The 25250-nt window shown below is 37.0% G+C and carries 25 protein-coding genes; 7 read left to right on the top strand and 18 right to left on the bottom strand.

Features of this window, described 5'->3' with window-relative positions; genetic code table 11:
* The first annotated feature begins 8 nt into the window (after positions 1-8).
* The 4 genes from ATS75_RS06995 (at position 9) to ATS75_RS07010 (ending at position 5502) form a co-directional block, all read left to right on the top strand.
* Positions 9-2096, top strand: coding sequence for a 6-hydroxymethylpterin diphosphokinase MptE-like protein (locus tag ATS75_RS06995; protein ID WP_058559733.1), 2088 nt, complete (start codon positions 9-11; stop codon positions 2094-2096).
* Positions 2096-3403: a DUF4910 domain-containing protein gene (locus ATS75_RS07000; RefSeq protein WP_058559734.1), complete on the top strand. Its 1308-nt coding sequence runs from the start codon at positions 2096-2098 to the stop codon at positions 3401-3403. Before ATS75_RS06995 ends, ATS75_RS07000 begins: the two co-directional genes overlap by 1 nt.
* Before the next feature lies 1 nt (position 3404).
* Entirely contained in the window at positions 3405-4061 is a 657-nt protein-coding gene (locus ATS75_RS07005) for a class I SAM-dependent methyltransferase (RefSeq protein WP_058559735.1), read from the top strand.
* A 61-nt stretch (positions 4062-4122) separates the two neighbouring features.
* Positions 4123-5502 carry an NAD(P)-binding protein gene (locus ATS75_RS07010; protein WP_058559736.1) on the top strand — a complete coding sequence of 460 codons (1380 nt, stop codon included), beginning with the start codon at positions 4123-4125 and terminating at the stop codon, positions 5500-5502.
* Here the strand turns inward: ATS75_RS07010 and ATS75_RS07015 are convergent.
* The 18 genes from ATS75_RS07015 to ATS75_RS07100 all read right to left on the bottom strand — a co-directional run bounded on the left by ATS75_RS07015 (position 5484) and on the right by ATS75_RS07100 (position 22686).
* A complete protein-coding gene (locus ATS75_RS07015; RefSeq protein ID WP_058559737.1) occupies positions 5484-6314 on the bottom strand; it encodes an AAC(3) family N-acetyltransferase in 831 nt (276 codons plus the stop codon). The genes ATS75_RS07010 and ATS75_RS07015 overlap by 19 nt on opposite strands.
* The gene (locus tag ATS75_RS07020; RefSeq protein WP_058559738.1) at positions 6311-7045 is read right to left on the bottom strand and encodes a hypothetical protein; all 735 of its coding nucleotides are present in this window, start codon (positions 7043-7045) and stop codon (positions 6311-6313) included. Before ATS75_RS07020 ends, ATS75_RS07015 begins: the two co-directional genes overlap by 4 nt.
* The gene (locus ATS75_RS07025) at positions 7038-7295 is read right to left on the bottom strand and encodes a hypothetical protein (RefSeq protein ID WP_058559739.1); all 258 of its coding nucleotides are present in this window, start codon (positions 7293-7295) and stop codon (positions 7038-7040) included. The genes ATS75_RS07020 and ATS75_RS07025 overlap by 8 nt, the downstream gene beginning before the upstream one ends.
* On the bottom strand, positions 7295-8752 hold the full coding sequence (locus ATS75_RS07030; protein WP_058559740.1) for an AMP-binding protein: 1458 nt from the start codon (positions 8750-8752) through the stop codon (positions 7295-7297). Before ATS75_RS07030 ends, ATS75_RS07025 begins: the two co-directional genes overlap by 1 nt.
* Before the next feature lie 26 nt (positions 8753-8778).
* Entirely contained in the window at positions 8779-9498 is a 720-nt protein-coding gene (locus ATS75_RS07035) for a nucleotidyltransferase family protein (protein ID WP_058559741.1), read from the bottom strand.
* Positions 9495-10943: a PfkB family carbohydrate kinase gene (locus ATS75_RS07040; RefSeq protein WP_058559742.1), complete on the bottom strand. Its 1449-nt coding sequence runs from the start codon at positions 10941-10943 to the stop codon at positions 9495-9497. Before ATS75_RS07040 ends, ATS75_RS07035 begins: the two co-directional genes overlap by 4 nt.
* Entirely contained in the window at positions 10940-11995 is a 1056-nt protein-coding gene (locus tag ATS75_RS07045) for an alcohol dehydrogenase catalytic domain-containing protein (RefSeq protein ID WP_058559743.1), read from the bottom strand. Before ATS75_RS07045 ends, ATS75_RS07040 begins: the two co-directional genes overlap by 4 nt.
* A gap of 3 nt (positions 11996-11998) precedes the next feature.
* Positions 11999-12847 (bottom strand): FkbM family methyltransferase, encoded by an 849-nt coding sequence (locus ATS75_RS07050; protein ID WP_058559744.1) that lies wholly within the window; start codon positions 12845-12847, stop codon positions 11999-12001.
* Positions 12847-14625: a thiamine pyrophosphate-binding protein gene (locus tag ATS75_RS07055; protein WP_058559745.1), complete on the bottom strand. Its 1779-nt coding sequence runs from the start codon at positions 14623-14625 to the stop codon at positions 12847-12849. The genes ATS75_RS07050 and ATS75_RS07055 overlap by 1 nt, the downstream gene beginning before the upstream one ends.
* Positions 14626-15396 (bottom strand): SDR family oxidoreductase, encoded by a 771-nt coding sequence (locus ATS75_RS07060; protein WP_058559746.1) that lies wholly within the window; start codon positions 15394-15396, stop codon positions 14626-14628.
* Entirely contained in the window at positions 15396-16451 is a 1056-nt protein-coding gene (locus ATS75_RS07065) for an alpha-ketoacid dehydrogenase subunit beta (RefSeq protein ID WP_058559747.1), read from the bottom strand. Before ATS75_RS07065 ends, ATS75_RS07060 begins: the two co-directional genes overlap by 1 nt.
* Positions 16441-17397: a thiamine pyrophosphate-dependent dehydrogenase E1 component subunit alpha gene (locus ATS75_RS07070; RefSeq protein ID WP_058559748.1), complete on the bottom strand. Its 957-nt coding sequence runs from the start codon at positions 17395-17397 to the stop codon at positions 16441-16443. Before ATS75_RS07070 ends, ATS75_RS07065 begins: the two co-directional genes overlap by 11 nt.
* The gene (locus tag ATS75_RS07075) at positions 17397-18059 is read right to left on the bottom strand and encodes a class I SAM-dependent methyltransferase (RefSeq protein ID WP_082665429.1); all 663 of its coding nucleotides are present in this window, start codon (positions 18057-18059) and stop codon (positions 17397-17399) included. The genes ATS75_RS07070 and ATS75_RS07075 overlap by 1 nt, the downstream gene beginning before the upstream one ends.
* A 7-nt stretch (positions 18060-18066) precedes the next feature.
* Entirely contained in the window at positions 18067-19062 is a 996-nt protein-coding gene (locus tag ATS75_RS07080; RefSeq protein ID WP_058559749.1) for a GDP-mannose 4,6-dehydratase, read from the bottom strand.
* A 3-nt stretch (positions 19063-19065) separates the two neighbouring features.
* On the bottom strand, positions 19066-20340 hold the full coding sequence (locus ATS75_RS07085; RefSeq protein ID WP_058559750.1) for a hypothetical protein: 1275 nt from the start codon (positions 20338-20340) through the stop codon (positions 19066-19068).
* Positions 20340-20948, bottom strand: coding sequence for an SIS domain-containing protein (locus ATS75_RS07090; protein WP_058559751.1), 609 nt, complete (start codon positions 20946-20948; stop codon positions 20340-20342). Before ATS75_RS07090 ends, ATS75_RS07085 begins: the two co-directional genes overlap by 1 nt.
* Positions 20945-21892 (bottom strand): NAD-dependent epimerase/dehydratase family protein, encoded by a 948-nt coding sequence (locus ATS75_RS07095; RefSeq protein WP_058559752.1) that lies wholly within the window; start codon positions 21890-21892, stop codon positions 20945-20947. The genes ATS75_RS07090 and ATS75_RS07095 overlap by 4 nt, the downstream gene beginning before the upstream one ends.
* Positions 21893-21960: 68 nt before the next feature.
* Positions 21961-22686, bottom strand: coding sequence for a cytidylyltransferase domain-containing protein (locus ATS75_RS07100; protein ID WP_082665430.1), 726 nt, complete (start codon positions 22684-22686; stop codon positions 21961-21963).
* 185 nt (positions 22687-22871) lie between these two features.
* On the opposite strand from ATS75_RS07100, the gene pseI reads away from it, so the two are divergent.
* From pseI to ATS75_RS07115, 3 genes are read left to right on the top strand one after another with little or no spacing between them, the layout of a single operon-like run.
* On the top strand, positions 22872-23921 hold the full coding sequence (gene pseI / locus ATS75_RS07105) for a pseudaminic acid synthase (protein ID WP_058559753.1): 1050 nt from the start codon (positions 22872-22874) through the stop codon (positions 23919-23921).
* Positions 23918-25006 (top strand): FkbM family methyltransferase, encoded by a 1089-nt coding sequence (locus ATS75_RS07110; RefSeq protein WP_058559754.1) that lies wholly within the window; start codon positions 23918-23920, stop codon positions 25004-25006. The genes pseI and ATS75_RS07110 overlap by 4 nt, the downstream gene beginning before the upstream one ends.
* A complete protein-coding gene (locus ATS75_RS07115) occupies positions 25006-25248 on the top strand; it encodes an acyl carrier protein (RefSeq protein ID WP_058559755.1) in 243 nt (80 codons plus the stop codon). The genes ATS75_RS07110 and ATS75_RS07115 overlap by 1 nt, the downstream gene beginning before the upstream one ends.
* Positions 25249-25250: the final 2 nt, after the last annotated feature.

The raw sequence follows: 25250 nt of genomic DNA on the forward strand, positions 1-25250 counted from the left end.
CGAACTATATGACAGATAGAATAGACATTACCAATGAACTGGACCAAATGTCAGAAAAGCTTGAAAGCACTTTAAAGCACCAAGAAAGAGAAGCTGTTTTTGCACATGAAGCGAACGAACGCTTTGAAAAAAATCTAGCATGTTTTCGTGAGTATTACCCTAATATAGCCTCAGCGATAGACAATTATCAAACTAAAGATGACTTCTGCTTACATGTTACAGAGTCGGGCCATGGAAACTTTATTCCACGAGGCAAAGAGGCTTTACTTTATTCTCAAAATCCAATCTCACAAACAAAAAAGCAGCTAAGTGAACAAATAGCTAGACCAGTTTATAGCCTTACAGATTACACTGGTTACCCTGAAAATGATGAAGATGTTCGTATTCATTCGCGTTACATGGTGAAGCTCACTCGCTTCATGAAAAAGGTACGTGAGTGTGGCGAACCTAAAGTTAATGCATTACCTGAATCTTTCCCTTCAGCTGTTATTTTTGGGATTGGTCTTGGGTACCATGTACCATTGCTTCTTGAACACACACAGTTTGATTATACCTTTCTTATAGAGCCAGACTTCGAGCAGTTTTTTGCCAGCTTGTTTTGCACTGACTGGTTTGATGTAATTGAAACAGTCGACTCTCAAGGCGGCTGTTTGTTTTTCCACTTAGGCGTTGACCATAAGTCTTTTATTAATGATTTAGAAAAAATAGCCGAAGATATAGGTGCTTTTTCGTTAGTTAGAAGCTTTTGTTATCAGCACACGCCAGGTTATGAACTCAATGTTTTAATAAAAAAGTGGACTGAAGACTTTTTTCGTTTTCAATACGGGCATGGTTTCTACAACGATGCAGTAACGGGGCTTGCTCATAGTATTCACCACATTCGTAACAAAGCCGCATTATTAACTAATAAATCAAAGAAACTTGATCATGACACCCCGATTTTTATTGTTGGTAATGGCCCGTCGCTGGATGAGGCTGAAGCATTTTTACAAAAGAACCAGAACAAAGGCATTGTTGTTGCTGCTGGAACCGCTATCGCTTCATTGTATAAAAAAGGAATTACAACAGATTTTCACGTTTTAGTAGAGCGTCCATATTCTAATTATGAAATCTTCGGTAATATTTTTCCTGCAGATGAATATAAAAAAGTGAACCTACTGGGCCTTAATACTTTGTATCCAGATACTAATAAACGTTACAAGTGGGCTGGAATTGCGGGTAAAGGAAATGAAGCTGGGACATGTTTACTTGATGTGCTCTCTCAAATTCACACGGCACAAGTTTTGCCGCTTATTCCTTATTGTAATCCAGTAGTTGCAAACGCTGCACTTTCATTTTTTCTCCATATGGGGTTTCGTAATATTTATTTATTTGGGGTTGATAACGGTAAACAGCCTTCTGGTTTTCACCACAGTAAAGATAGCATCTACAAAGCTAATAATGATGATGACGATAGTAAAGGGTATGGCTGTTTAGAGTTTGATGGACGAATGATTGATGGAAACTTGGGTGGCCATGTTATATCAAATGATTTGTTTCTTGTTGCTCATGTACAGTTAGAAAAGCTTTTAAACCTTTTTAAAGTTAGTAGTTGTATTAATGTTGGAAACGGAGCGAAACTTCAAGGTGCTATTCCAACTGATGCTGAAAATCTAATGGACCTTGAAATCCCGTTAGATAAGGATTCTACAATAAATAGTATCAAGCAAGGTTTCTTCAATGTATTACCTATTGATGACGTAGAGGATAACTATATTGCAGTTGATAGGCTTGACGAAATATGTGAACACATTCTATCAATAGCAGAAGAAACAAGTTCAACTAGAATTGATTGTGCTCACCAGCTTCAAAGGCAGGCACGATACATTTACTCTTTAAAAGGAAGTAGCTTAGAACATCTGTTTCATATTATCAAAGGGGCGCTCTTATACTACCATTGCCCAATGATTACGTTGTTATACCAATATGAAAGCGAAGAATTTTGTATAGAACAATACCATCAGTTAAACGAGTTATGGAAAAGCTATATCACAGAGATTATGGATGATTACAAAATCCACTATGATGAAAAGTGTGACTTAGGGAAGGTAAGTTAATGTCAGAGTATCAAGAGTCCGAGGCATTTTTCAGTGGCCTGTTTGATGAACTTTTTCCTATCCTTCGTTCAATAACCGGCCCTGGCTTACGCCAAAGCTATGATATTTTTTCTCGATATATGCCTCTAAATATTTCCTCTATTAATTCTGGTGAGAAAGTATTTGATTGGACTGTACCTCAGGAATGGCATTGTGAAGATGCATATTTAATTGGACCTGACGGCAAGAAAGTTGCAAATATGAACAGGTTGAACATTGAGGTAGTTAACTACTCAGAGCCTGTTGATGTAGAGTTGAGCTTAACTGAACTACAAGAGCACCTTTATAGTTTGCCCGAGCAGCCAACCGCAATTCCATATGTAACAAGCTATTATAAAAAACGTTGGGGTTTTTGTATTGCTCATGAAAAACGTGAGCAGCTTAAAGAGGGCACCTATAGGGCTGTCATAAAAAGTCGGTTTGTTGACGGAACGTTAGATATAGCTCAATCAGTATTGCACGGTGAGTCAAAAAAAGAGGTATTGTTAAGCTCTTACCTATGTCACCCATCGATGGCTAACAATGAATTAAGTGGCCCCTTAGTACTTTTAGGTTTATACCATCGCATTAAAAAGTGGCCAAAACGTCGCTACTCCTATCGTTTTGCATTGCACCCAGAAACAATAGGTAGTTTAGGACTATTGCACTTAATGGGAGAGCACTTTAAGGAGAATTTGGTTTCAGGATTAGTGATTAACTGTATGGGAGGGGCACCTGAAAACTTAGTGTTTAAACATAGCCGTAATGACAATGGTTTGTTAGACAAATTACTTTATCATCTTAATAAACATGATTTTAACCATAGTAATATAGAATTTAGCCCTCTTAGTGGCTCTGATGAGAGGCAATATAATTCACCCGGCTTTCAGTTGCCGGTATGCTGTGTTAGCCGCAGCTTTCACTCAGGCTACCATCAATACCATACATCTCTTGATACGAAAGATTTCATGGGAATAAAGCCACTGCTTGATAGTATTGATAAATTAGAAAAGATATTTTTGGCTTTTGAGCAATCAGCAACCTTTGAGAATAAACTTCCTTTCGGAGAGCCTAACTTAGGGAGTAAAGGATTGTACCCAACATTAAGTTTCTTTAGTAAAGAGCGCGTTAGCCAACTTGATGAGCTTAATCATATCAAGATGTTACTAAATTATAGTGATGGAGAGCATGACTCGATTGAGATTGCTGATAAATACGGGTGCAATGTTTCAGATATGGCGTCAGCCATTGAAAAATTAGAGCATCAAGCACTTTTGGTTATGAAGTAAAGTGGGCACTTGGCAGAATATTTATCGCCAGGGTAGGCAATTAAATAAATACCCTTATGATGCAATTGTATCTTTGGTTATGCGATTAAAACGGACTAAACCAAACCTAAGCGTATTAGAGTTAGGGTGTGGCGCAGGGAATAATGTTGTTTTTATGGCAGAGGAGGGCGTTGATGTAGCTGGGATTGATATATCATCGGCTGCTTTGTCTTTTGCCCAAGCACGCCTAACAAAGCTTCAGCTTAAGGCTGATCTTGTTAATGGTCATTTTACACAGTTACCTTGGCAAGATAATTCGTTCGATTTAGTTATAGATAGAAGCGCTTTAAACTGTGCCCCTCGCCCTGATATTTTAGTTGCTTTGCGTGAATCTTACCGAGTGTTAAAACCTGGCGGTTGCATCTTTTCTACTATGTATGCGGATACGCACCCTGCATTTATAACAGCAAAATATCAGCAAGATGGGTTTGCGAGAGAGTTTTTACCTAATTACTTTCCTGATATTGATGGTCTCTTTTTTGCTTCTAAAAATGATGTTAGTGAGTTATTCAGTAAATTTGTAATATCACAGCAATCATACGATGTTTCTTATGATCATAATGAACAGATCACTTCTGCACAAAGAACGATTTTTGCACATAAGCCTTCTGCTTCATAAATTACGTAATTACGGATAGTTATATTATAACGACTACTTGGTAGTTTCTTGGAGAAATATTATGCGAGATTCAGCAATCGTTGTTGGTGGTGGTATATGCGGTTTAATGGCGGCATTACTGCTCAAACAGTCTTTTAAGAAAGTCACGATTATTGAGCAAAGTGAGCGTGTTGGTGGCCTTTTTTGTTCGGTAAAAGATGATTCTGGTGCGCATTATGATATGGGATCGCATATTCCAAACGAAACGGGGATAAACGAACTTGATACTTTATTATTTGGTGAGTTAGAAAGTAGAGAGCACTATTGGCATGTAATAGAAAAACTGCAATCCGGTAATTACTTTGCCGGTGAGTGGGATTTAAACTCTCCGTTTCCAGATAGCCACAAACTTGCAAGCGAAGTGTACTATCAAGGTTGCGCTGAGCTTATTCAAGCAACCTCAGCTAGTGGCAGCCCGCTTATACTCTCTTATTGCGAAGAAACATTAGGCAAGACGTTTACCCAGCATATTATTAAACCAATTCTGTATAAGCTCTATGGTAAACATACAGATTTAAATACATTAACGGTCGCAGCAGGACTATTTGGCTTTACTCGCATACTTGCTTTTGAGCCCGATGTTGCAAATGCACTGAAAAATATTCCTACTTTTGATGCTAAAATTGGATATCAAACGCAAGCGCATTTTCATGAACGACAAAGTAAAGACAACTCAAAAACTCCAAATTACTTTTACCCATTAGAAAATAAAGGGATTGAGGCTTGGGTTGAGTATCTAGTAACTAAAGTTAAAGGCGCTGGAGTTGATATCATACTTTCTTCATCAATAGAAAAGATAGAAACTAATGAGCGGCAAATCACGGGAGTAAAGCTTGTCAATAAAGCAGAAGTCCTTGACTGTCAATTGTTATTTTGGAGTGCCCCTCCTTTTATTGCTTTAAAAGCATTAGGCTTACCTTTAATTTTTAACAAGCCAGAACTTAGAACAGCTATTGTATTTCATTTGAATTTTGACTTGCCTTTACTTGATCAAAAATCGCATTATTTATGGGTGTGGGATTATCAAACGGATATATTTAGGTTGACGTTATACCCTAACCTCAGCACTAAAAGTCAGCATGCGAATTTGTCGGCAGAAATTTTATGCAGGCCAGAAGAGGTGGAGCAGTATGACGTGGATGAAATAGTAACTACATTAAAGAAAATGCACGTTGTAGGCGAAGGTGCTACATGTATCAGTCATGTTAAACAGGTCATACATGGCACTTTTCCGGTGCCAACGTTAGAATTTGAAAAAAATAATCAAGCTAATTTTGATACATTAAAAAACAGTGTCGATAATATAATTATTTCAGGCAGATCAGGTGGTAAACAATGGCGACAAGCTGATGTACTCGTTGCCGCATATAACGATATAAACAATTATTTATCGACAGAATAAGGGACTTCTTGTCCATTTTCAAAACGATATAGCTCGGTTGGGGTACAGTTGAGCAATGCAAATTGGTTATCAGCAACAAAATCTTTTACAAAATGATAAAGTGCTTTCATCTTTATTGTATAGATAAATGATCGTCCAAGTTGGGCTTGTTTCATCACCCCTGATTTTAATAATGCATCTTCTAATTTGGAATAGTCTTCCCTGTAGGCATTATTTATAGGGAAGCAAAAGTGGTAAAAAGTACCGTTAACCTCGTCTTCATTCATGAGCGTTGTCACGCCGGAAAAGGGCTTATTAAAACGATAGTTCAGACCTAACATTGCTTCTATTTGAACAATCACAGTGGCGACTCTAAGGCCAATGCCTTGCAGTACAAGCACTGTATCTTGTTCTATTAATCTACTAAACGTTGAGTGCTCTGCAAAGGCATAATATTCAGGCTTTCTGGGTAAACAGGTTTTTTCCGCATCAGGCCCTAAACCACAGATTGAGAACATAGGGTGCCCTGAGCGTACTACATTTGGTTGTTGTCGAAACCACTCAGGCCAATACCCTAAGACACATTCTTGTGAGCGCAAATCTTCTTTGCGACTGCGTGGAAATTGATAATTAAACGCTGGCATAAATATATTACCGTTCTCACCAATTGCAGTTTTAAAGCAGTTTAGGAACGCCTCAGGCACTTCTTTTACTGAATGATTTTCTATAGCGCCAAGTGTAAATAATGAAGAGTGTATAAACACACTGTCATTCATGTTGATACCGACTGAATGCAATGTTGCGATAATTTGCGCTTGGCTAATATTTCTCACAAAAAGTCCTCATTGCCGAAAGCTGCTTTAACTTCGTCGTAGATAGTATCAATTCTTTTTGAAAAAGCGGGATCTTTCCACGGCTTGCCTGACAGAATCATCCATTCATATTTAGCAATAAACTTTTTTTTCTGTGATTCATCTAGGGTATCAATAAAGCCCCCCATTTTTTCTTTGAGGCGATCTACAAGTTCCTTTAAACACCTAAAGATAAATACAACTTCAGGATCACGTAACAATGGCTTCATAGACACTGTGAGTTCACGTTTCAACTTTATGGCTTGCTCTCTAACCAGCGTACATTTATGGTTATTATCTGGGTCACGGTAAAAAAGATCCATTAAAGCGGAGTACTCAAAATCAATAACAGTACCAAACGCATCTACTATAGGAAAATAGGGATATATTCTGCATACCAAGGGTCTGTGTCCATGGGGTTCGCATAAACCGCCACACTGGCAAGAGAGCAAGTAGATACTGAAGCTTTTACCATTTGAAAGCGTAAATGTGCGCTTTTTTGCTGGTGTAGTAATATTTTTAATACCACCGATGGATTTATAGTACTCATATTCATTTTCGAGAAGAGGTAAAGATACACCACTTTTATCTAGGATGTTAAAATGCTCTCCATAAAAATTTTTACAGCAGTAACCACCGCATGTTTTCCAACACTCAGGAGCATTCACATATTCCGTATTATATATTTCTTGCCAGTTAACTTTGTTAGGCATTAGCAGACTCACTAAGCAGCTGTATTAGGCCACTGTATGAGGTAAATTGCACAGGGTCAGCTTCTTCAAAATCAATATCAAGATTTAAGCTGTTTTCTATTTCCATCAACATACTAATAAAATCAAGTGAATCTAAAAGACCTGAACTTATTAAGCTATCCTGTTTATTCAATGAGACCAGTATTTGTTCACCATGCTTTTCTATTAATTTATTATTGATAGCTTGTTCAATCGAATTTGTTAAGCTCATTATTTCTCCGTCATGGTATGTAGGGCGCTTTTATCAATTTTACCATTACTATTTAATGGCATGGAATCGATCCATATAATCTTTTTGGGCACCATATAAATTGGCAGCTGTTGCTTTAGGTATTCAATTAACGCTTGCTCACTTTCTATATCGGCTGGGTTACAAATAAATAAAGTCAAACTTTGAGGTTGTTGTATTGGCGTCGCTATAGTTTGTACTAAGGGGTTTGATAAAAAATTTTGTGCAAGTGTATTTACTTCGGATAGTTCAACGCGGTATCCCTGAATTTTAACTTGGTCATCTATACGGCTAATATAGTGAAATACTCCTTGAGCATCACGCTTTACGAGATCACCACTTCGATAATGTGTAATGTTATTTGTTTTAATTAAACATTGCTCAGTTTTATCATTGTCATTCAAATAGCCAGAAAATACTTGAGGGCCCGCAATCAACAGCTCACCTTGTGCATCTAAATCAAAACTCATATTTTTAAATGCTTTCCCCAGGGGAATATAGCTACTATCACTATCATCGTTACAGTCAAATTCGTATTTACTGCAGGCTATCGTAGCTTCAGTTGGCCCGTATAAATTAATAACCTTGCTGTTTGGTGCTGCTTTTTGCCACTTTAGAGCGAGTGCTCGCGGTAAGGGCTCACCACAAAACTGGCTCACGCGAAGGCTAGGATAGGCTCCATTTTTAAGCATACCTAATTTAGCCATAATTGATGCCGTAGAGGGCACACTAAACCACACGGTAAGCCCGTGTTGTTTGATGAATTTACCAGGCGCAAATATAGCGGCTTCAGGCACTACATAAAGACAAGCTCCTTGCAGCCAAGTTACAAAAATATCATGCATGCTGAGATCAAAAGTAGGATCGAACACTTGGCTAACCTTATCAGTGTTACTAAGCGGTAAAGACTCACACATAGTATCAAGATAAGACCCAAGGTTCGTGACGCTAATAGGCACACCTTTTGGTGCGCCTGTTGAGCCTGAAGTAAATAAAACATAAGCAACATTAGATAGGCTGCGAGCGTGTAGTGGTTTAGCAGATGCAGTGCCTTTATTAGCAATATCGTCCAAGCATACAAATATTCTATCTGGGAGTGCTTTTTTTAACTGTTGGCTAATGGACAAATATTTTTTACTGTATAAAACATACTTTAAATTACTTTGCCCTATGATAGAAATCAATCTAGCTATTGGGAGTTTTACCCCTAGCGGTATAAATGTTCGTGAATCCAAAGCGCAGGCAAGTACAGCGCTATAATAATGGGTATCTCGGTAACTTAAAATTCCAACTTGCTCAGCTTCACTGATTGCGCTCGTGTTAATATTCTCAGCGTAATCTGCAAGCTGTTTATAGGTAATGCATTTATTATCAACAAAAAGTGCAGGAAGGTTTGCATAACTTACTATGCTCTTGTTAAGTTGTTCAGATAACTTCACATTTTATCCTAGTTTTTATTTTAATATTAAGCAGGTTTGTTGATAGCCAGCAACTCAGTTTGGAGTTTATTATAAGCTTGCGGTGTGCCGATATCTATATATCTAAGAGGGGTTTTATAACTATAAAGGCTACCTAGTAATAAAGGTACCATATCGAGGCTTATCTCATAGAAACTTTTCTGTTTAAAGTGTGAAAAGTATTTTTCATACACACTTTCGGAGAATAAAAACAGAGCACCACTTGCTAGATTGCTTGGTGGATTACATACTTTTTCATGAAACCTTTGGATTGTACCGTCTGAATCAAGTTCAACAATACCACATGAGGAAGGAGTAGCAGATTCAAAAAGCAAAAGCGTAGCATCACAGTTTTTAGGTCTTTTGGAATGGGCTTCTACAAAATTAGTCAGGTTATCTTCACAATAGTTATCAGCATGAATGACCATTGTGGGACTACTGTGCCAAAACTCTTTATTACTAATCAAAGTGCCGCCTGTACCGAGTAATTTTGTTTCTCTAACGATTGTTATTTTATTACGGTATTCGGACTTTAATACAAATTCTTCTACTTGTTCAGCAAAATAGTGCACATTAATAAGTATGTCACTGACACCAAGTTTATCGAGCTTTTCTAACCAATAAGCCAATAAAGGCTTGCCATTAATAGGCACTAAACATTTTGGAATTGTATTAGTTAAAGGTTTTAACCGAGTGCCTAATCCTGCTGCTAGCAATATCGCTTTCATATATTTTTAAATGACTCCAGTACGCGTTGCTGTAGCGTGGTAAAAGACAGAGGTTGATTTCCTAGAGTATCTACTTGGCAAGCAGCTGCAATACTTGCAACATAAAATGCCTGCCACGGTGTTGCACCAGAGCACAAAGCAAGACTACTAGCGGCTAAGAAGCAGTCACCAGCTCCCGCAGGATCAACCGCATTTCGGTTAATTGCAGGAAGCATATCATTTTCCCAATGGCCATTTTGATCTGGTAGATGGATAAAGATACCTTCTCCCGCTAGGGTAATAACTAAAGACGTTGGATTTGCTTTTTCGCAAAGCTTTTGCGCTAAAATAGGTAGGCCATCATCAATATTATTCAGAGCAACACGGACTTCTTTTTCTGTTGGTGTTATTAGCATCATATCTTTATAACGGGCAATGTCACCAACTTGAGAAGAGGTTTGGCTGTCTGCGACAACACGTACATTGTTTTCATTGCATAAAGCAATGACTTTATCGACCAGAGTTTGAGGTAATAATCCATAATTAAAATCAGAAAAAACTAATAAATCGAAGTTGTGAATACTACTTTCAAGTTGCATGTATAAATCAGTTTGAATCTCTTTAGAAATTTTATGCTGTCGAACTTGATTGACCCTTAGAAGTGTTTTGTTGCCGGCTCTGTATCGTGATTTTAATGGTGTAGGGCGACTGCCATCATCGAAAAGTATAGTATCAATATTGTATGCGTTAATATGATTTTTTACGTAATCAGCTTTATCATCTTTGCCAAGTACCGAGAAAAGCGTAACTTGATTAGCTCCTAGCCCTTTTATATGACCTGCTGTAATTGCTGCTCCGCCTAAAAATGTATCCGCTCTATCTGGTGTCATCACTATGGTAGGATCCTCCTGAGATAAGCCTACCGCAGTACCTTGGATATATTCATCGACGATTATTTCGCCAATTACAGCAACACGGTTTTCACTAAATTGAGAAAATATCGTGTTGATTGATTGATAATCAAACTGATGCCTTGTTGCATAACTTTGGCATTTTTTGTAATCAAGGTTATGACCATGGCTTATTGTTCTTGTAATATATTGTTCGGAATTAGATTCGAACTCACCAGAGCCAAAAATAAGCTTTCCTCCGTACATTTCAACAAGAGCATGCTCAGGATTGTGCCTACTTTCAAACTCTTTACCTTTTACGACAATATGAGGCTTGAGGCTCTTTACGGTTTCTGCTGGAGTTAAATCTGATAAAAATGCTTCATTCACACATTCGAGGGATTGAACCATCTCTAAGCGATGCTGTTCGTTTACCCTGCTTTTTGACCCCATAGATTTGTCGCTGTTAACAGCAACAATTAGTTTATCACCACATTCTTTCGCGAAACGAAGTAAGCGAATATGGCCAGGGTGTAAAATGTCAAAATTACCTTGAACAAGGACTTGCTTATTCATACTTCAATATTCTCAAAAGTAATGATGGCTCTGGTAATTTCTCTTCGTTCGAGCGCCGATATTGCTTCGTTGATTTGATCCAAAGCATAACGGTGGCTGATCAGAGAATCAATTGGTATGTCAAGATTTTGAATAATATCAGCAATCGATTTTAAATCTTTGTCTGGATTACAATTACCTCCCCAAGTTCCAAAAATTTGCTTTCCACAAATCAGCTGATGAGGATCTAGTTTTATAAAATCACCTGTTTTTGGATGTGAGGCAAAATAGCACTTACCGCTGTTATGTATATTATTAAAAGCAAACTCTATAGTTTCACATAATCCAGCACTCTCAATAGCATAATCAAACCCGTTAGGGTGTTGCTCTTTGAGTAGAGCTAAGCTTGCTTCTTCATATAAGTAAGCTTCATCGGCGCCGAGTTGTAGTGCTAAGTCACATTTAGATTGTTCAATATCAACAACGATGATTTTTTTTGGTCTGAAATGTTTGAGCATTATCAGTGCACTTATGCCTATACCACCCAGTCCGATTAATATCACATCACTATTAGGGTGTGGTTTTATCTGGTTTAAAACCATACCGGCCCCCGTAGGGAGGGCGCAACCGAGTAAAACAGCTAACTCATTCGAAATACCTTCAGGGCAAATAGTTACTCTATTCTCAGATATAACAGAGTACTCTGAAAAAGTCGTAACTGGACCTGCATTGATAGTTTGACCCTCTTTGCTAATTAGATGCGTTCCACCGGAATCGATGCCACTGCCTTTTAGCCAACCAAGAACGACACGATTTCCTTGTTTAACCTTGGTAACACTATTGCCAACTGCAATTACTTCACCTACACCTTCATGACCCATTAAGTGAGGTAAATACTTGTCTTCTCCTCTCAGGCCTTTACTCTCCATCAGCTGGCTTCTGCATAAACCAGCCATATGCATTTTTACCAGAACTTGATGATCTTTCAAATCAGGTATTTTTAAATCGAGTAGTTGAAGAGGCTGCTCTACATCTATTAATACATTTGCTTTAAAATAAGTTGGAGTATTCATATTTTACCAAGGCATCTCATTTTTGCTGGAAAGGAAAACGCTACCTTCTCTATGACTTAAGGGTAACTCGGCAAGTGAGTTCACTTTTTTCCAATTATTTTTTTGAAGAAAAATATTTAAGCCGACTTGTAAACTGTAGTCAAAAATAGTTTTTGCATTTTTTTCACCATTAATTTCCATCATAAAATCAATTTTTAAGGCGTCTTCCGAAGAAATTGAAGTTAATACATCTGCTTCCTGACCTTCAATATCAATTTTAATTAAGTCAAATTCTTTAGCTATATTACCTATGTTATTAACTTTAACTTCAAATTTATCTAGCTCCCCATAGGGATTACTTTTTGCGCCGCTCAAATGACTTCCAGTTAAGTTTCCACATACTCGTGTAAATTCAGCTTTACCATCAAAACTTGCAGCGGCTTCATTGATTGGCTTAATCTTTTTACAATTATTTAATTCTAGGTTTTGTTTTAAAACGCGAAATGTTTCAGGGTCAGCTTCAAAGCATGTGACTTGATAATCTAATAAGCTCAGTACTATTGAATGCAGGCCAATATTAGCGCCAAGATCTAACACATTCTTATAGTGATTTTTATTTTTCAAGTAAAAGCTTAAGATGATTAGCTCATCAATACCAAACAAATGAGTTGTATTTATATTGCCCATATCGTAATACGGAAGAGAGAATGTAATATTATCCGTTAATAAAAATGTTGGCGATGATGTCGTGTCATAAGCGCTGGCAATTACTTTTGATAGTTTTTTGTTAAGAACCTGATAATTGCTGCTTGATTGTACGTGTGATTGTGTATTTCTAGCTAGCATAACCAGCTCATGGTGCAAGTTTATCATTATAGATTGTCCTTCAAACTGGGTATTATCATAGCTTTTTTTTGTTTTATGTAAGCAAGTTCAGGGCTCATATTCTCTAATGGATTGCCATACTTGATAATCGGTTCATATCTAAAGTTTGGGTTGATTACTAATTCGATAAGTTTTGGCCCATCTTGATCCCTGCGAAGGTGTAAGCGTTGTACTAACAATTTTAATTGCTCATGATTTTCAATTTTTTCAGAATCGATTCCATAAGCTTTAGCAACTTCAGAAAAGTTTATGTGAGGCAAACCATTATTACAATCAGCAGAAAAATAATTTGAGTCAAGCCAATCATCTTGGGTTTGTTTTATCATACAGTGACCACTATTGTTAAATACAACAATAGTGACTGGAAGTTTCAAGTGATTTAACGTTGAAAGTTCTTGGATATTCATTTGCAAACCTCCATCGCCAACTATACAAAATACTTCTTTTTCTTTTGCTAAGGCGACACCAATCGATGCAGGTAAAGCATAGCCCATGGGGGTATTATTGTATGAAGAAATATACTGCTGGCCTTTTTTTTCTTTCCCGTAGACAAGAGTTAAAGGTAAGCAAGTACCTGTATCCACGCATATATTTTGGTCATCACAGAAAACACCACTAAGCAACTCAACAGCTAAGTATGGGTTTACACCACCGTGATTATATTCAGGTATGTAGTTAAATTCTTGTGTGACATCCGTAATATAATTTAACCACGAATCGTTATTTTTAAATATTTCAATTAAATCTTTACAATGCAATGAAAAAGCATCTAAAAAAACTTGAACAGATACAGGAAATTGATAGTTGATTATTTTGCCTAATTGGGCAAACTTCTCAATTTCATTATGGTCAATATCTACCATTGCGATTTTAGCTTCACGTGCAAAAGTATCTAATTTTGCTGTTGCTTTTGAATCCAGTCTGCACCCAACAGAAATTATAAAATCACAATTTTGTAATACGATATTATTTCCACGTAAAGAATGAGTTCCAAAATTCCCTAGATTTAGCTCATCGTCATGATTTGCAATTCCTTTGAGCGGCCAAGTCGATAGAAAGGGGATTTTTAGTTTTGTTGCAAGTGAAATTAACTGTTCTGATGAGTTACGACACCCAGCGCCAAGAATAAATAAAGGTTTTTTCGCTTGTTTTAATGACACTATAAAGTTATTGAATACGTTTTCTTGAATTACTTTATGATTTAGAGTTGATTTATTAAAAGCTTCAAATGGTATTTTTTTTATATCTAATATCTCTCGCTGAAAGTCATCAGGAATATCAATTAGCACAGGCCCTGGCCGACCACTTAATGCTGCTTTTATAGCTTCAGGTAATACAGTGATAATGTCATTAGGTTTATTTAATTGGACGGCGTACTTTGTTATTGGCTTTGCCATAGAAACAATATCTGTTTCTTGAAAGCCATATTGACGAACTCCTAATTTATGCGATTGCCTAAATGAAGCTACATTTCCAGTTATATGTAAAGTAGCTACAGAGTCAAAGTAGGAGCTTGCAATACCGGTTAATAAGTTTGTAGCGCCTGGGCCTGATGTGGCTACAGTTACGCCTAGTACATGGTGTGTTTTGGCATAGCTATCAGCAGCCATCGCACATGATTGCTCATGTTGCATTGCAATAGCTGAAAGTGAAGGGTGTTTTTCAATTGAGTCAATTAAATGTAAAGCCGCACCGCCTTGCAGAACAAATACATGCTTGATATTTAATTGAGCAAGGTAAGATGCAATATAATCCGTTAGTTTCATTTATGTATGCTCTTTATTGAGTCTACGCAATTTGTAGTTATTTGGGTTTTCAAGAGACTCCAAAAAATCCTCATCAAAAATTTCTTTGGAAGCAATGCTATAGTTTCGTCCACTAAACTTACTATTTGAATTATCAAGAAGAAAAATTAAGGAGTCGATGACCAGCTGCATAGACACAAAGTCATTTTCCTCATATCTTCTGGCTGTTTCCTGATATGCCTGCGGCACTATTTCTTTTGCATGGAGTGTTTGTTGGTGAATAGGTGTATCTACCCAGCCAGGACCAATATTTAGAAAGATTAAATCTGGATATTCAGCAGCTAAAACTTCAGTCATTTTTATTAATGCTACTTTCGCATTTATATAAGAGTTGAACTTCGTCGGGGCGCTATTGACACCTCCGCCAGCAAAGGTCAGAATTTTGCAATTTGGTTTCATTTTTAGAACTGCTGAACTTAACACTTGCACTATAGATAAGTAATTAACTCTATATGCATTTTCCCAGTCGCTGTAAGAGCAATCAGATAGTGAGCCTATTGGCTCGAGTGTGCCATGAACAAAAATGATACTATCATATATTGAAAAGTTCGTTTTATCGCACCAATCGTCAACGCTTTTTAGTGAGCTAAAATCAACTTTTGTTAGTTCAGCAAAATCAAGGTTTGATTTTTTCCCTCGATAAGTACCGTGAATAATCGTATTTTGGCTTAAGCGCTCAGCAAGTGCTTGCCCAATACCACTATTTATTCCTGTAATTAATACTCGATTCATTAAAACGGGCCTTTAAACCAGTTACCAGGAACATCGTGAAGAAATTCTTCATCTTCGGTCATAAATATTTCTCTATCAAGGAGTTCTGATACAGCTTTAGTAATCTCAGTTCTGGTTTTATAGTATTTTTTTGTTAACCCAAAGCTCGTAGGTTCAGGGTAAGAGGGCAGTGCTATTCGCTTTATTGGTTTTTTTAAAGAACGAAAACATGCTTCATAAATTTTTGCTGAAATTTCACTCGAGACAGAAAATGAGTTATGTCCTATGTCAGTGCATATACAGGTTTGAGTCTTATTGACTGAGTCATAAATAGTTTGCCAGTCTATATTCGTCGGTTCAGATATCTCAATTAATTCACAATTAACGCCATGTTTTTTAAGAAAGTCATGGCAGTGTATAGCTTCTAAAAGCATATAACTATTAGCGATAATAGTGACATCTTCACCTTCTTTGATTACTCTCGTTGTTTGCATGTTTGAGTTGTAATCGACACACGTTTCTTTGTCGATTTTTTGGTTATGCAGCCATCGATGTTCAAGGAAAATAGTTGGATTATTATCCATTATACTTTGATAAAGTAGCTGTCCTACATTATCAGTTAAGCTTGGAGTAACAACTTTTAACCCAGGGATATGTGCAAACCATGATTGCAAGCTTTGTTGATGAGTGGGCCCTTGGCCCCAGCCCCTACCTATGATTAAACGTATTGTTAAAGGTACCGTCATTTGCCCATTAAACATGTAGTGCCACTTAGCGGCATTATTTACAAGTTGGTCCATGGCAAGCAAGAAAAAATCGACTCGTTGATGGGTCATTAATACACGTGTACCAGTAATAGCTGCGCCTATCCCTACACCCGTCATCGCATTTTCAGATGTTGGCATATCAAAGACACGGTCAGAGCCAAACTTTGATTGTAAGCCTGTGGTTGTACCGAAAATGGCTTTTGGATCATTGATACCTAACCCCATACAAATCATACTATTGTCTTCGGCCATGGCACAGTGTTGTGCTTGGTTTATTTCTTCAGCGAATGTTGTTGTTTTATTTTGCATAAAGAAACTCTTCGTTTAACTGTGGGTTTGGTAAAGGGCTGTTTTCAGCAAAAAGAAACGCATCATCTATTTCATTTTCTATTTTGCTAACCATTTCGTTATGAGTTTTCTCGAAATGTTGATCTGCTGATAGTTCTGCGAATAATAATTTTAATGGATCTTTATCAAGCCATGTTTTAACTTCACCTGCAGCTCTGTAGTTTAAGTCATCATCAAAATTAGGACCGCAATGTTCTCTGTGACGATATGTATCGAGCTCTATGAGCGCAGGTCCATTATTCTTTCTAATATATTCGATAGCACTCTGAACAACATGGGTTAGTGGTATTAAAAGATTTCCATCAGCGTGAAAACTTTCCACTCCGATTGATTGCGCTAAATCCGTAATGCTTCTATTAGCTGGCTGACGAACTTCTAATGGGCTATACACTGAATAGCGATTATTCTCACAAATGAATAATATGGGAAGAGATTTAACTGCTGCAAAATTTAACGACTCGTAAAAAGCACCTTCCTCTGTTGCACCATCACCAAAATAACTTACGGTCAAAAAATTGCTTTTTTGTAGTTTTTGACTCAGCGCACTACCAACAGCCAGTGGTATACTATTGCCTACAATTGCAGTGCTAGCTATAAAACCGCAATCCAAGTCTGTTAAGTGCATAGAGCCACCTCTACCACCTGTGCAACCTGTAGCTTTGCCATATAATTCAGCTATCATTTTCTTTAATGATCCGCCTTTGGCTAGATAGTGTGCATGTGCTCTATGTGAACTGAAAGCCTTATCACCTTTAGATAAAAAATTAGAAACGACAACAGGTACTAACTCTTGGCCTATTGACAGATGTGTTGGACATCTCATCTCTTGCTCAGGGTAGCGTAAGGCTATCATTTCTTCTATTTTACGAATTCTTAATGATTCGAAATATGCATCAAGTTTTTTCATTAGGGTATAAACCAATAAAAGTCGCCAGTGTAGCCTGTATCTTTAAAAAACTCTTTCCACTGATCAACATGCATCATTGTTTTGGCTGTTAGATTCCAGGCTTCCATGCGTTCTTTTTCTTGTTCATTTCTATATGCGTCAACAGTAATAAAAGCTTTAGCTCTAGAGACTCGCTCTATTTCTTGCAGTGCTTTTGCACAATTATTAAGATCTAAATTATGAATGGTATTAATTGATATTACTGCATCAAAACTATTGTCTTCGAATGGTAATTCAGTAGCGCAACCTTGTTGCAATAAGTGCTTTACTTCCTGTTTGGCATTGTCTAATGCGTAATGGGATATATCTATTCCACTTAATGTCATTTTTGGTAGCTGTTGTAAAATATCATAAAGCATGAATCCTTTTGCACAGCCTACGTCTAATAAACTGCTACTTTCCTGTAGGCCAAAGTGCTTTATAAAGTCAGGCACAACTGGCTGCCAAAACCGTGAATGATAGTTAAAACCACCATAGCCGTGCTCTCTATCGCCATCAAAAAAATCCTTGTCAAATTGGCGCGCTATTGCTCTAACTGCTTCACTTTTGGCTTCTAATCTACCAGAAAGATCACGCTTGGACTTAGGATAATTTTTTAGTAAATCTATTTCTTGACCTATCATGATTACCTCAAGGTTTGTGGATATAGTCGTGTTCTTGCTTGGCGAGTATATCTAAGTTTTGCTTCATCCAATAAATTGTACGTTCTAAGCCATTTTCTAATGAGATAGAGTCTTGCCAATTTAGCTCGGAACGAATCTTTTTTGTGTCTAATAAATATGCGGCATCTTTTCCTAATCGATCCTCAGTCGCTTGACACACTTGTTCAAATGGGAGTTTAAGCATATTGCAGATTGTTTCAACGAGTACTCGAATAGAGATCATTTTATCTGTTGAAATATGGTAAATATCACCATTTTTACCTTTTTCGCCAATAAGTTGGGTCGCTGAAGATACATCGTCTATATGTATAAATGATCGCGTTGAATGCCCTCCGCCATGTAGCTGTAATTTTTTGCCTAGTAGGGCATATAAAATAGTACGAGGGATTATGCGATAAAGCTGTTGGCCTTCGCCATAAACATTGGCCGCTCGTGTAAATACCACTGGAAAGTTATAAACATCTGCGAATGTATGTAGACTCATATCTGCTGCAGCACGGGAGACTGCATAAGGTGTACTGGGTTGGTAATTAGTATGTTCTGGTACTAATCCGTTACAACTACCATACACTTCGGGTGTTGATATATGGATATATTTATCAAGGAAATCGAATTGTCTAAGAGCATTGTGTAATTTAATCGTTGAAACAGCGTTAGTCATAAACCAATGTTCTGGATATTGCCAGCTTTGACCAACCATACTCTGGGCTGCAAAGTTATATATTTTTTTTATTTTTTTTTGTTTAACGATATCAATAATTTTTTGCAGATGATGATTTATATCCAGTTGACTAAATTGCAATTTATCTGCATTTTTTTGCCAACTATATGGGAGTAATGCTGAATTAGGTTCTGGTGAGCGACTAACAGCAATAATTTGCTGCTCATTTTTTAGCATATGCGCACAAAATGATGCTCCCGAAAATGAATTGCTTCCTAAAACTAAAATTGATGAGTCATTCATAGTTTAGATTGCCGCCTTGTTTATTTTATTTTCAAGAACAGAAAATTGAGTTTGAATATTTTCAAATGAATCATCCATCCATGCATTTATTTGAAATCCATTATCATTAAAGAAATGATTTTCCCCAACTTCAAAGAAGTGCATGCTATTAGTCCTATCTGATAGATTTGGAATTTCATTCGAACACCATCTAAAAATAATTGAACGAGCCCCTTCAAGATAGCTGATTGGATAAAGAGGACCATTGTCAACACCCATATTGATATACGCTTGATGGTACAAGGCGAGCCTGATACTTAAATCGACAGCTGCAATGGGGTACATTGTTAGCGATTGATACTTTTCTTCTAGAGGCTCACTTACTTTATAAGTGTCTCTAATAATTAGCGGAAAATATTCATTCATGTCTAGAGATAATGCAAAATCAAGCCATGCTGTTGTATTGCTATTTCTGTGCTCGGAGTTTGCCCAGTATTCTCTCAATGTAATAGTTATTAGCTTTTTTTTGCCCACGTTATGTCGTATGAAATCATTAACAATAGTATAAGCTTGTTGTGGAGGTGCTAAGTTACTTAATTTAATATTTTGATCAGCATAAGATTTTAATAATTTAAAATCTCCAGCTGCTTGTCTAGGATTCTCAAAGTAGTTATTAGGATATATGCTAGGGTTCAGGCTTTTATAGTATACAAGGCTACTTTGCGAAATCGGCTGATCAATACCTATACATGAGGCAAGACAATTAAATATTGGTTTGATAAGTTTTTCGATTCGCCATTTAGTATCAGCGTTATCGTGATAGATGTTTAGTCCAGGCTTATCTTCAATATTGCTGGGAACAATCACAAATTGAATATTTTTTTTATTTTGTTTTTTTCGTTCTATTTCAGCTAAAACGACAAAGGTAGTTACATCAAAGCAGGGTAAATTATATGAAAGATCATAAAAAGCATATAATGTGGATTCAATATCAATATTAAATTGCATTTGTATACATGGAGTGAGCTTACCACTCATGTGGTTGAAAAAAGAACATTGACTAGTGGTAATACCAATTTTATTTAAGGATTGTAATATATCAAAGACAAACTCCGAACAAATGACCACCTGGAGCGTATGTTTTTTTTCTAGCTTTGATAATTCTTCTAATGATTTTGCAGGCGTACCTTTGAATGATTCGCCACCATTCGTACAAGCAAAAATATTATTGTCGGTATTATATTCAGAATTGATAAACATTTCTGTTGAGGCTGTAATTCCATAGACAATTGTGGTCATTAATCAGCCTCACTTAATGCATTGTATAGAGCTTTCATTAAAATATGCCCGACAATAACTTGGGTATCTTCTGATATTTGCATATCTTGGACTTCGAAATGGAAAACCTGGTCAAGCATTGATTTAACTTTACCACCAGAGAACCCTAAAATGCCCACAGTTTTCATGCCAATGTCGAGTGCTTGTTGAGTCGCCCTAATTATATTTTCAGAGTTCCCGCTACCAGATAAAACCAGTAAGATATCATTGCTGTTTGCTTTTACTTTCAGCTGATGAGCAAAAATATTTTCATAACCAATATCATTGCCTAGGCAAGTTAAAACAGAGCTATTTGCCGGTAATGCCTCAACTTTTAATGCATTACCTTCTGGACTTATACCAAATGTAAAGTCATTTGCAAGGTGGATAGCATTTGCTGCTGAGCCGCCATTACCACATAAATATAAACTGCCGTTATTTGCCTTCATAGTAAGTAAGGCATCAACAAGACTCTTAACTTGTTCACTGTCTAACTGTTTTAATACATTCGTTAGAGTGTTTATATAGTTTGTTGTCAGGTTTTTCACTGAATCATTGGATATAGTGGTTGCAGATTGGTTGTTTGTCATAAAACTTCTCTTTGCATCCATTTAAGGTTGTAAAAATGGTCTTCATCCTTAAGTAAGCCTTGTTTATAAGCTGCGATAATTTCAGAGATTGCTGTGTCGACGCTTTTATTCGGTGTAAAACCGGTCGATAGTAATTTATCTGAATTAATACGGTAGCAACGAGGGTCATTTGAAGGGGTAACTTCAATCTCACATGCTATCTTGGCCTGTACCATTTTTGCTATATCCATAATTGAGATATTTTCAAACCCTGCATTAAATATACCCGAGACTTTCTCTGGATTATCCAGCATATAAATATAAAGATCAGTAATATCGTCAATATGAATATTTGGTCTGACTTGATCGCCGCCAAACACTGTAATTTTTCCATTTTTAAGAGCTTGCATTGTCAGCATATTGACAGAGACATCTAAGCGCATCCGTTTAGATAAGCCGCATACAGTTGCTGGGCGTACAATTTGAACTGCCATGTCGTCGGCGTAACTAAGAAGTACACGCTCTGCAACCATTTTCGTTTTGTTGTATTCAGAAATAGGCTCAAGCGTTAAGTCCTCAGTTACTTGCTCTTCATCTTTAACGCCGTAAACGCTACCCGATGACGCATAAATAAACTGTTTTATTCCACAGCGTTTAGCTTTGTCAGCTAAACGCATTGTTGCCAGTGCGCTTACTTCCCATGTTAATTTAGGGTTTAAATCACCACATGGATCGTTAGCAATAGAAGCAAGATGAATAATAGAATCCACACCGTCTAAATTAATTGTGTCGGTATCGCGCACATCACCTTTGATCACTGTAATATTTTTATGAGGCGGTAAGAAATTACCAAACCATTGGATATCAAACGCGATTACGCTATGGCCTAAGGCCAGTAGTTTTGGAACCAGTACAGTTCCTTTATAGCCAGTTGCACCGGTAACTAATATTGTTTTTGGATTCATTTAATATTCTCTAATTCTTTGGTAGTCATAAATATAATGTTCAATGACATACAATTATTATGCCTAACTTAGGTAGATTTTTGCTCTACGTGTTTATTTATATCGGTGAGATGAGGATTTTCCTTTAATGTTTTTATTAAATCATTATAAGAAAAATCAACGTTATTCAAAAAATGATCATAAACAGCGGTAATGGCTTTGTAATCATCTGGTTCATCAAGTGTGAGGCGAAAGTGGCTATAATCTTCGTATGCACTGAACGTGTGGGTCGTGATTGTATTAAATTTTGCCATGCCTAAAGTAACATGCTCACGATCGTTGGCTGATGTGGCTTTTAGATGCGTATTCTTTAGTAAGTCGAATGAAAATGCACAGCAATCCAGCCCTCTAGGATAGCCACTGTGAGGACCCAAACTTACCATGTCATAGTTTTGACTCATTCTTTCTTTAATTACTTTATTACATAGTTCTTCATCAATCAGTGGGCAATCACTGGTTAACCTAACTATGGTTGTAGATGATTGAGCATCATAGTGTTTAGCTGCTAAGTAATAGCGGCTTAGTACATCTTGTGTATCTCCTTGGTAGGTTTTAACATTTAGCTTCGTACACAAATCTAAGATTGGCTGCTCTGTACCATCATTCGTGGTTGCGACAATGATTTTATCGTGCCAGCTTGGTAAGCGTTCAAGCATAATTTGTAACACCGGCTTACCACACAGCGGTAACATAACTTTGGCAGGCAATCTGGTTGATGTCATACGTGCTTGAATTATTATTAATACATCAGACATGGTCGTTAGTTATTGTAATTATTATTGAGATAAATATAGCAAATCATTACACTCTTGCACATAATTTAAAAGTTAAAACCCTTTTGGATCAATATGGTTTATCAAGTTGTAAGCCATTGTAGATTATTAGGTATAAATTTTGCTTTGATTTAAAGATTTTTGACAGTGCAATTTAAGGAGCGCAAATGGCGTTTAATTCTGAAATTACCATCGATGGTAGAAAAATTGGGCCAGGTCATCCTGTGTATATTATTGCCGAAATGTCAGCAAACCATGGTCAAAATTTAGAGCAGGCGAAAGCGTTAGTTAGAGCTGCAAAAGATGCCGGTGCGGATGCGATAAAGTTACAAACTTACCGCGCGGATACATTAACAATGGATTGTAAATTACCGCATTTTGAAGCAGCTGGTCCATGGCAAGGACAATATTTATATGATTTATACGAAGGGGCATTTATGCCTTGGGATTTTCACGGCCCTTTAATTCAGCTAGCGAATGAAATCGGTATCACTATTTTTTCTTCACCATTTGATGATTCTGCTGTCGAATTATTGGAATCTTTTGATTCACCAGCCTATAAAATAGCTTCACCAGAGTTGATCGATCATGATCTCATTCGAAAAGTGGCTACAACAGGCAAGCCGGTAATTATGTCAACAGGTGGAGCAACGCTTGCTGAAATTGACGAAGCTGTGAAAATCGCTCACCAAGCAGGCATAAAGGATTTAGCTATATTAAAATGTACTAGTAGCTACCCAGCTCCCCCTGAAAGTATTAATTTGAAAACAATCCCTCACTTAGCAGACCTTTTTAAAGTACCAATAGGCTTATCGGATCACACTTTAGGTAATCATGTACCTGTTGCATCTGTCGCTATGGGGGCGACAATTATAGAAAAGCACTTTGTGATGAGTAAAGATGATGAAACGGCAGATAGTTTTTTTTCTATGACACCAGATGAACTTGAAGATTTAGTTCAAGGAGTCAGGCAAGTTGAGTTGGCTCTTGGGAATGTACACTTCCCTAGTGAGCCCAGTAAAGCAAGGCGTTGTCTATTTGCCGCGAGGGATATTGCTGTCGGGGAAGTGTTAAGCAAAGATAATGTGGTCAATCTAAGGCCGGGTGTGGGTGAGTTAATGCCAAAGGATTTAGGGTTTATCACAGGTAGAATAGCAACACACTCAATAAAAAAAGGCATGCCACTGACTTGGCAACACGTAGGAGCGATTAAATGAACTATCTAATTTACGGTGCTGGGCATTTTGGAGAGTGTTTTCATAGGATATTAGTACAACAAAATACACCCGTAAGTGGTTGGATCGATCAACGTTTAGCTAATCAGATGAAGTTTGATTTACCTATTTTTGACGAGCAAACAGCTGACCGTAATATGAATGTTATTATCGCTGTTACTCCCTTAGTAAACTCTAATAGAGAACAAATTAAAGAGCGCCTCATAGAGCTCGGTTATAAAAATGTCCTTGGTTTTTTCGACGCTGTACAGAAATTTCCAGGTGTGTTCAGCCAGTATGCACAGCTAGAACACCTATGGATGCGAAAAAATCATGATGAGATGTTGGATAATACAAGTATTCAGTGGTTACGTGGACGTTTAAAGGATAATAAAAGTAAAATTATATTAGATAAACTGTGTGCATTTAGAGCATCTCTCTCGATTGATGACTACCCTGAACCAGATAGAAAAGTTGAGTATTACCCTGATGATATACCTTTTAATTTTCAATCACCCGTTCGGTTTATAGATTGTGGAGCTTACACTGGGGATACCGTCGAGGCGTTTGTAGAACTTCATACAAAAAACATTATAAGACTTGAACATATCGCTTCGTTTGAACCCGATACAATTAATTTTCAAGTACTTACAAATACACAAAGAGAATTAAAGAAGCAGAACCCTGAAATTTCTTTCCAAGCATTTCCTTCAGGGGTTTGGAAATGTGTTGATTTACTTAATTTCAATCAAGGGCAAACAAGTTCCAGTAATATTATACAAGGTGAAGTTATCAATGATTCTTCGGTATCCGTTATAGATTTAGATTCAACTTGCCAAGCTATGGACATTAACTATATAAAAATGGATATTGAAGGGGCTGAATTAGCTGCACTTGAAGGTGCCAGAAGCTTAATTCAAACTCAACAGCCAGTACTTGCTATTTGTGTTTATCACAAGCCTAAAGATTTATGGGAACTCCCCCAGTTTATTGATAAATTACAACCTAATTATAATATGTATTTACGAGTTCATGAACATCTAGGATTAAGCACCGTCTTGTATTGTATTCCAAAAGGTTCTTATTAATGAAAAATCAACTTATTAATTTTTTATATCAATTCTTTACAGAGCGGGGTTGCGCCGTAGATATTGATAATTTACTAGGGCTTTCATTTAAGGATGATATAGCTTTGGATTCATTTGAGATACTGACACTAGTAATGCAAATAGAATTGACCTTCGGTATAAAAATTGAGCCTCAAGAATTACTTGATCCAAAGACAAATTACGTGAGTGGATTTGTTGATATGGTTCTGGCAAAGCAATAGTT

Source organism: Pseudoalteromonas sp. H105 (assembly GCF_001469215.1).
Lineage (GTDB): Bacteria > Pseudomonadota > Gammaproteobacteria > Enterobacterales > Alteromonadaceae > Pseudoalteromonas.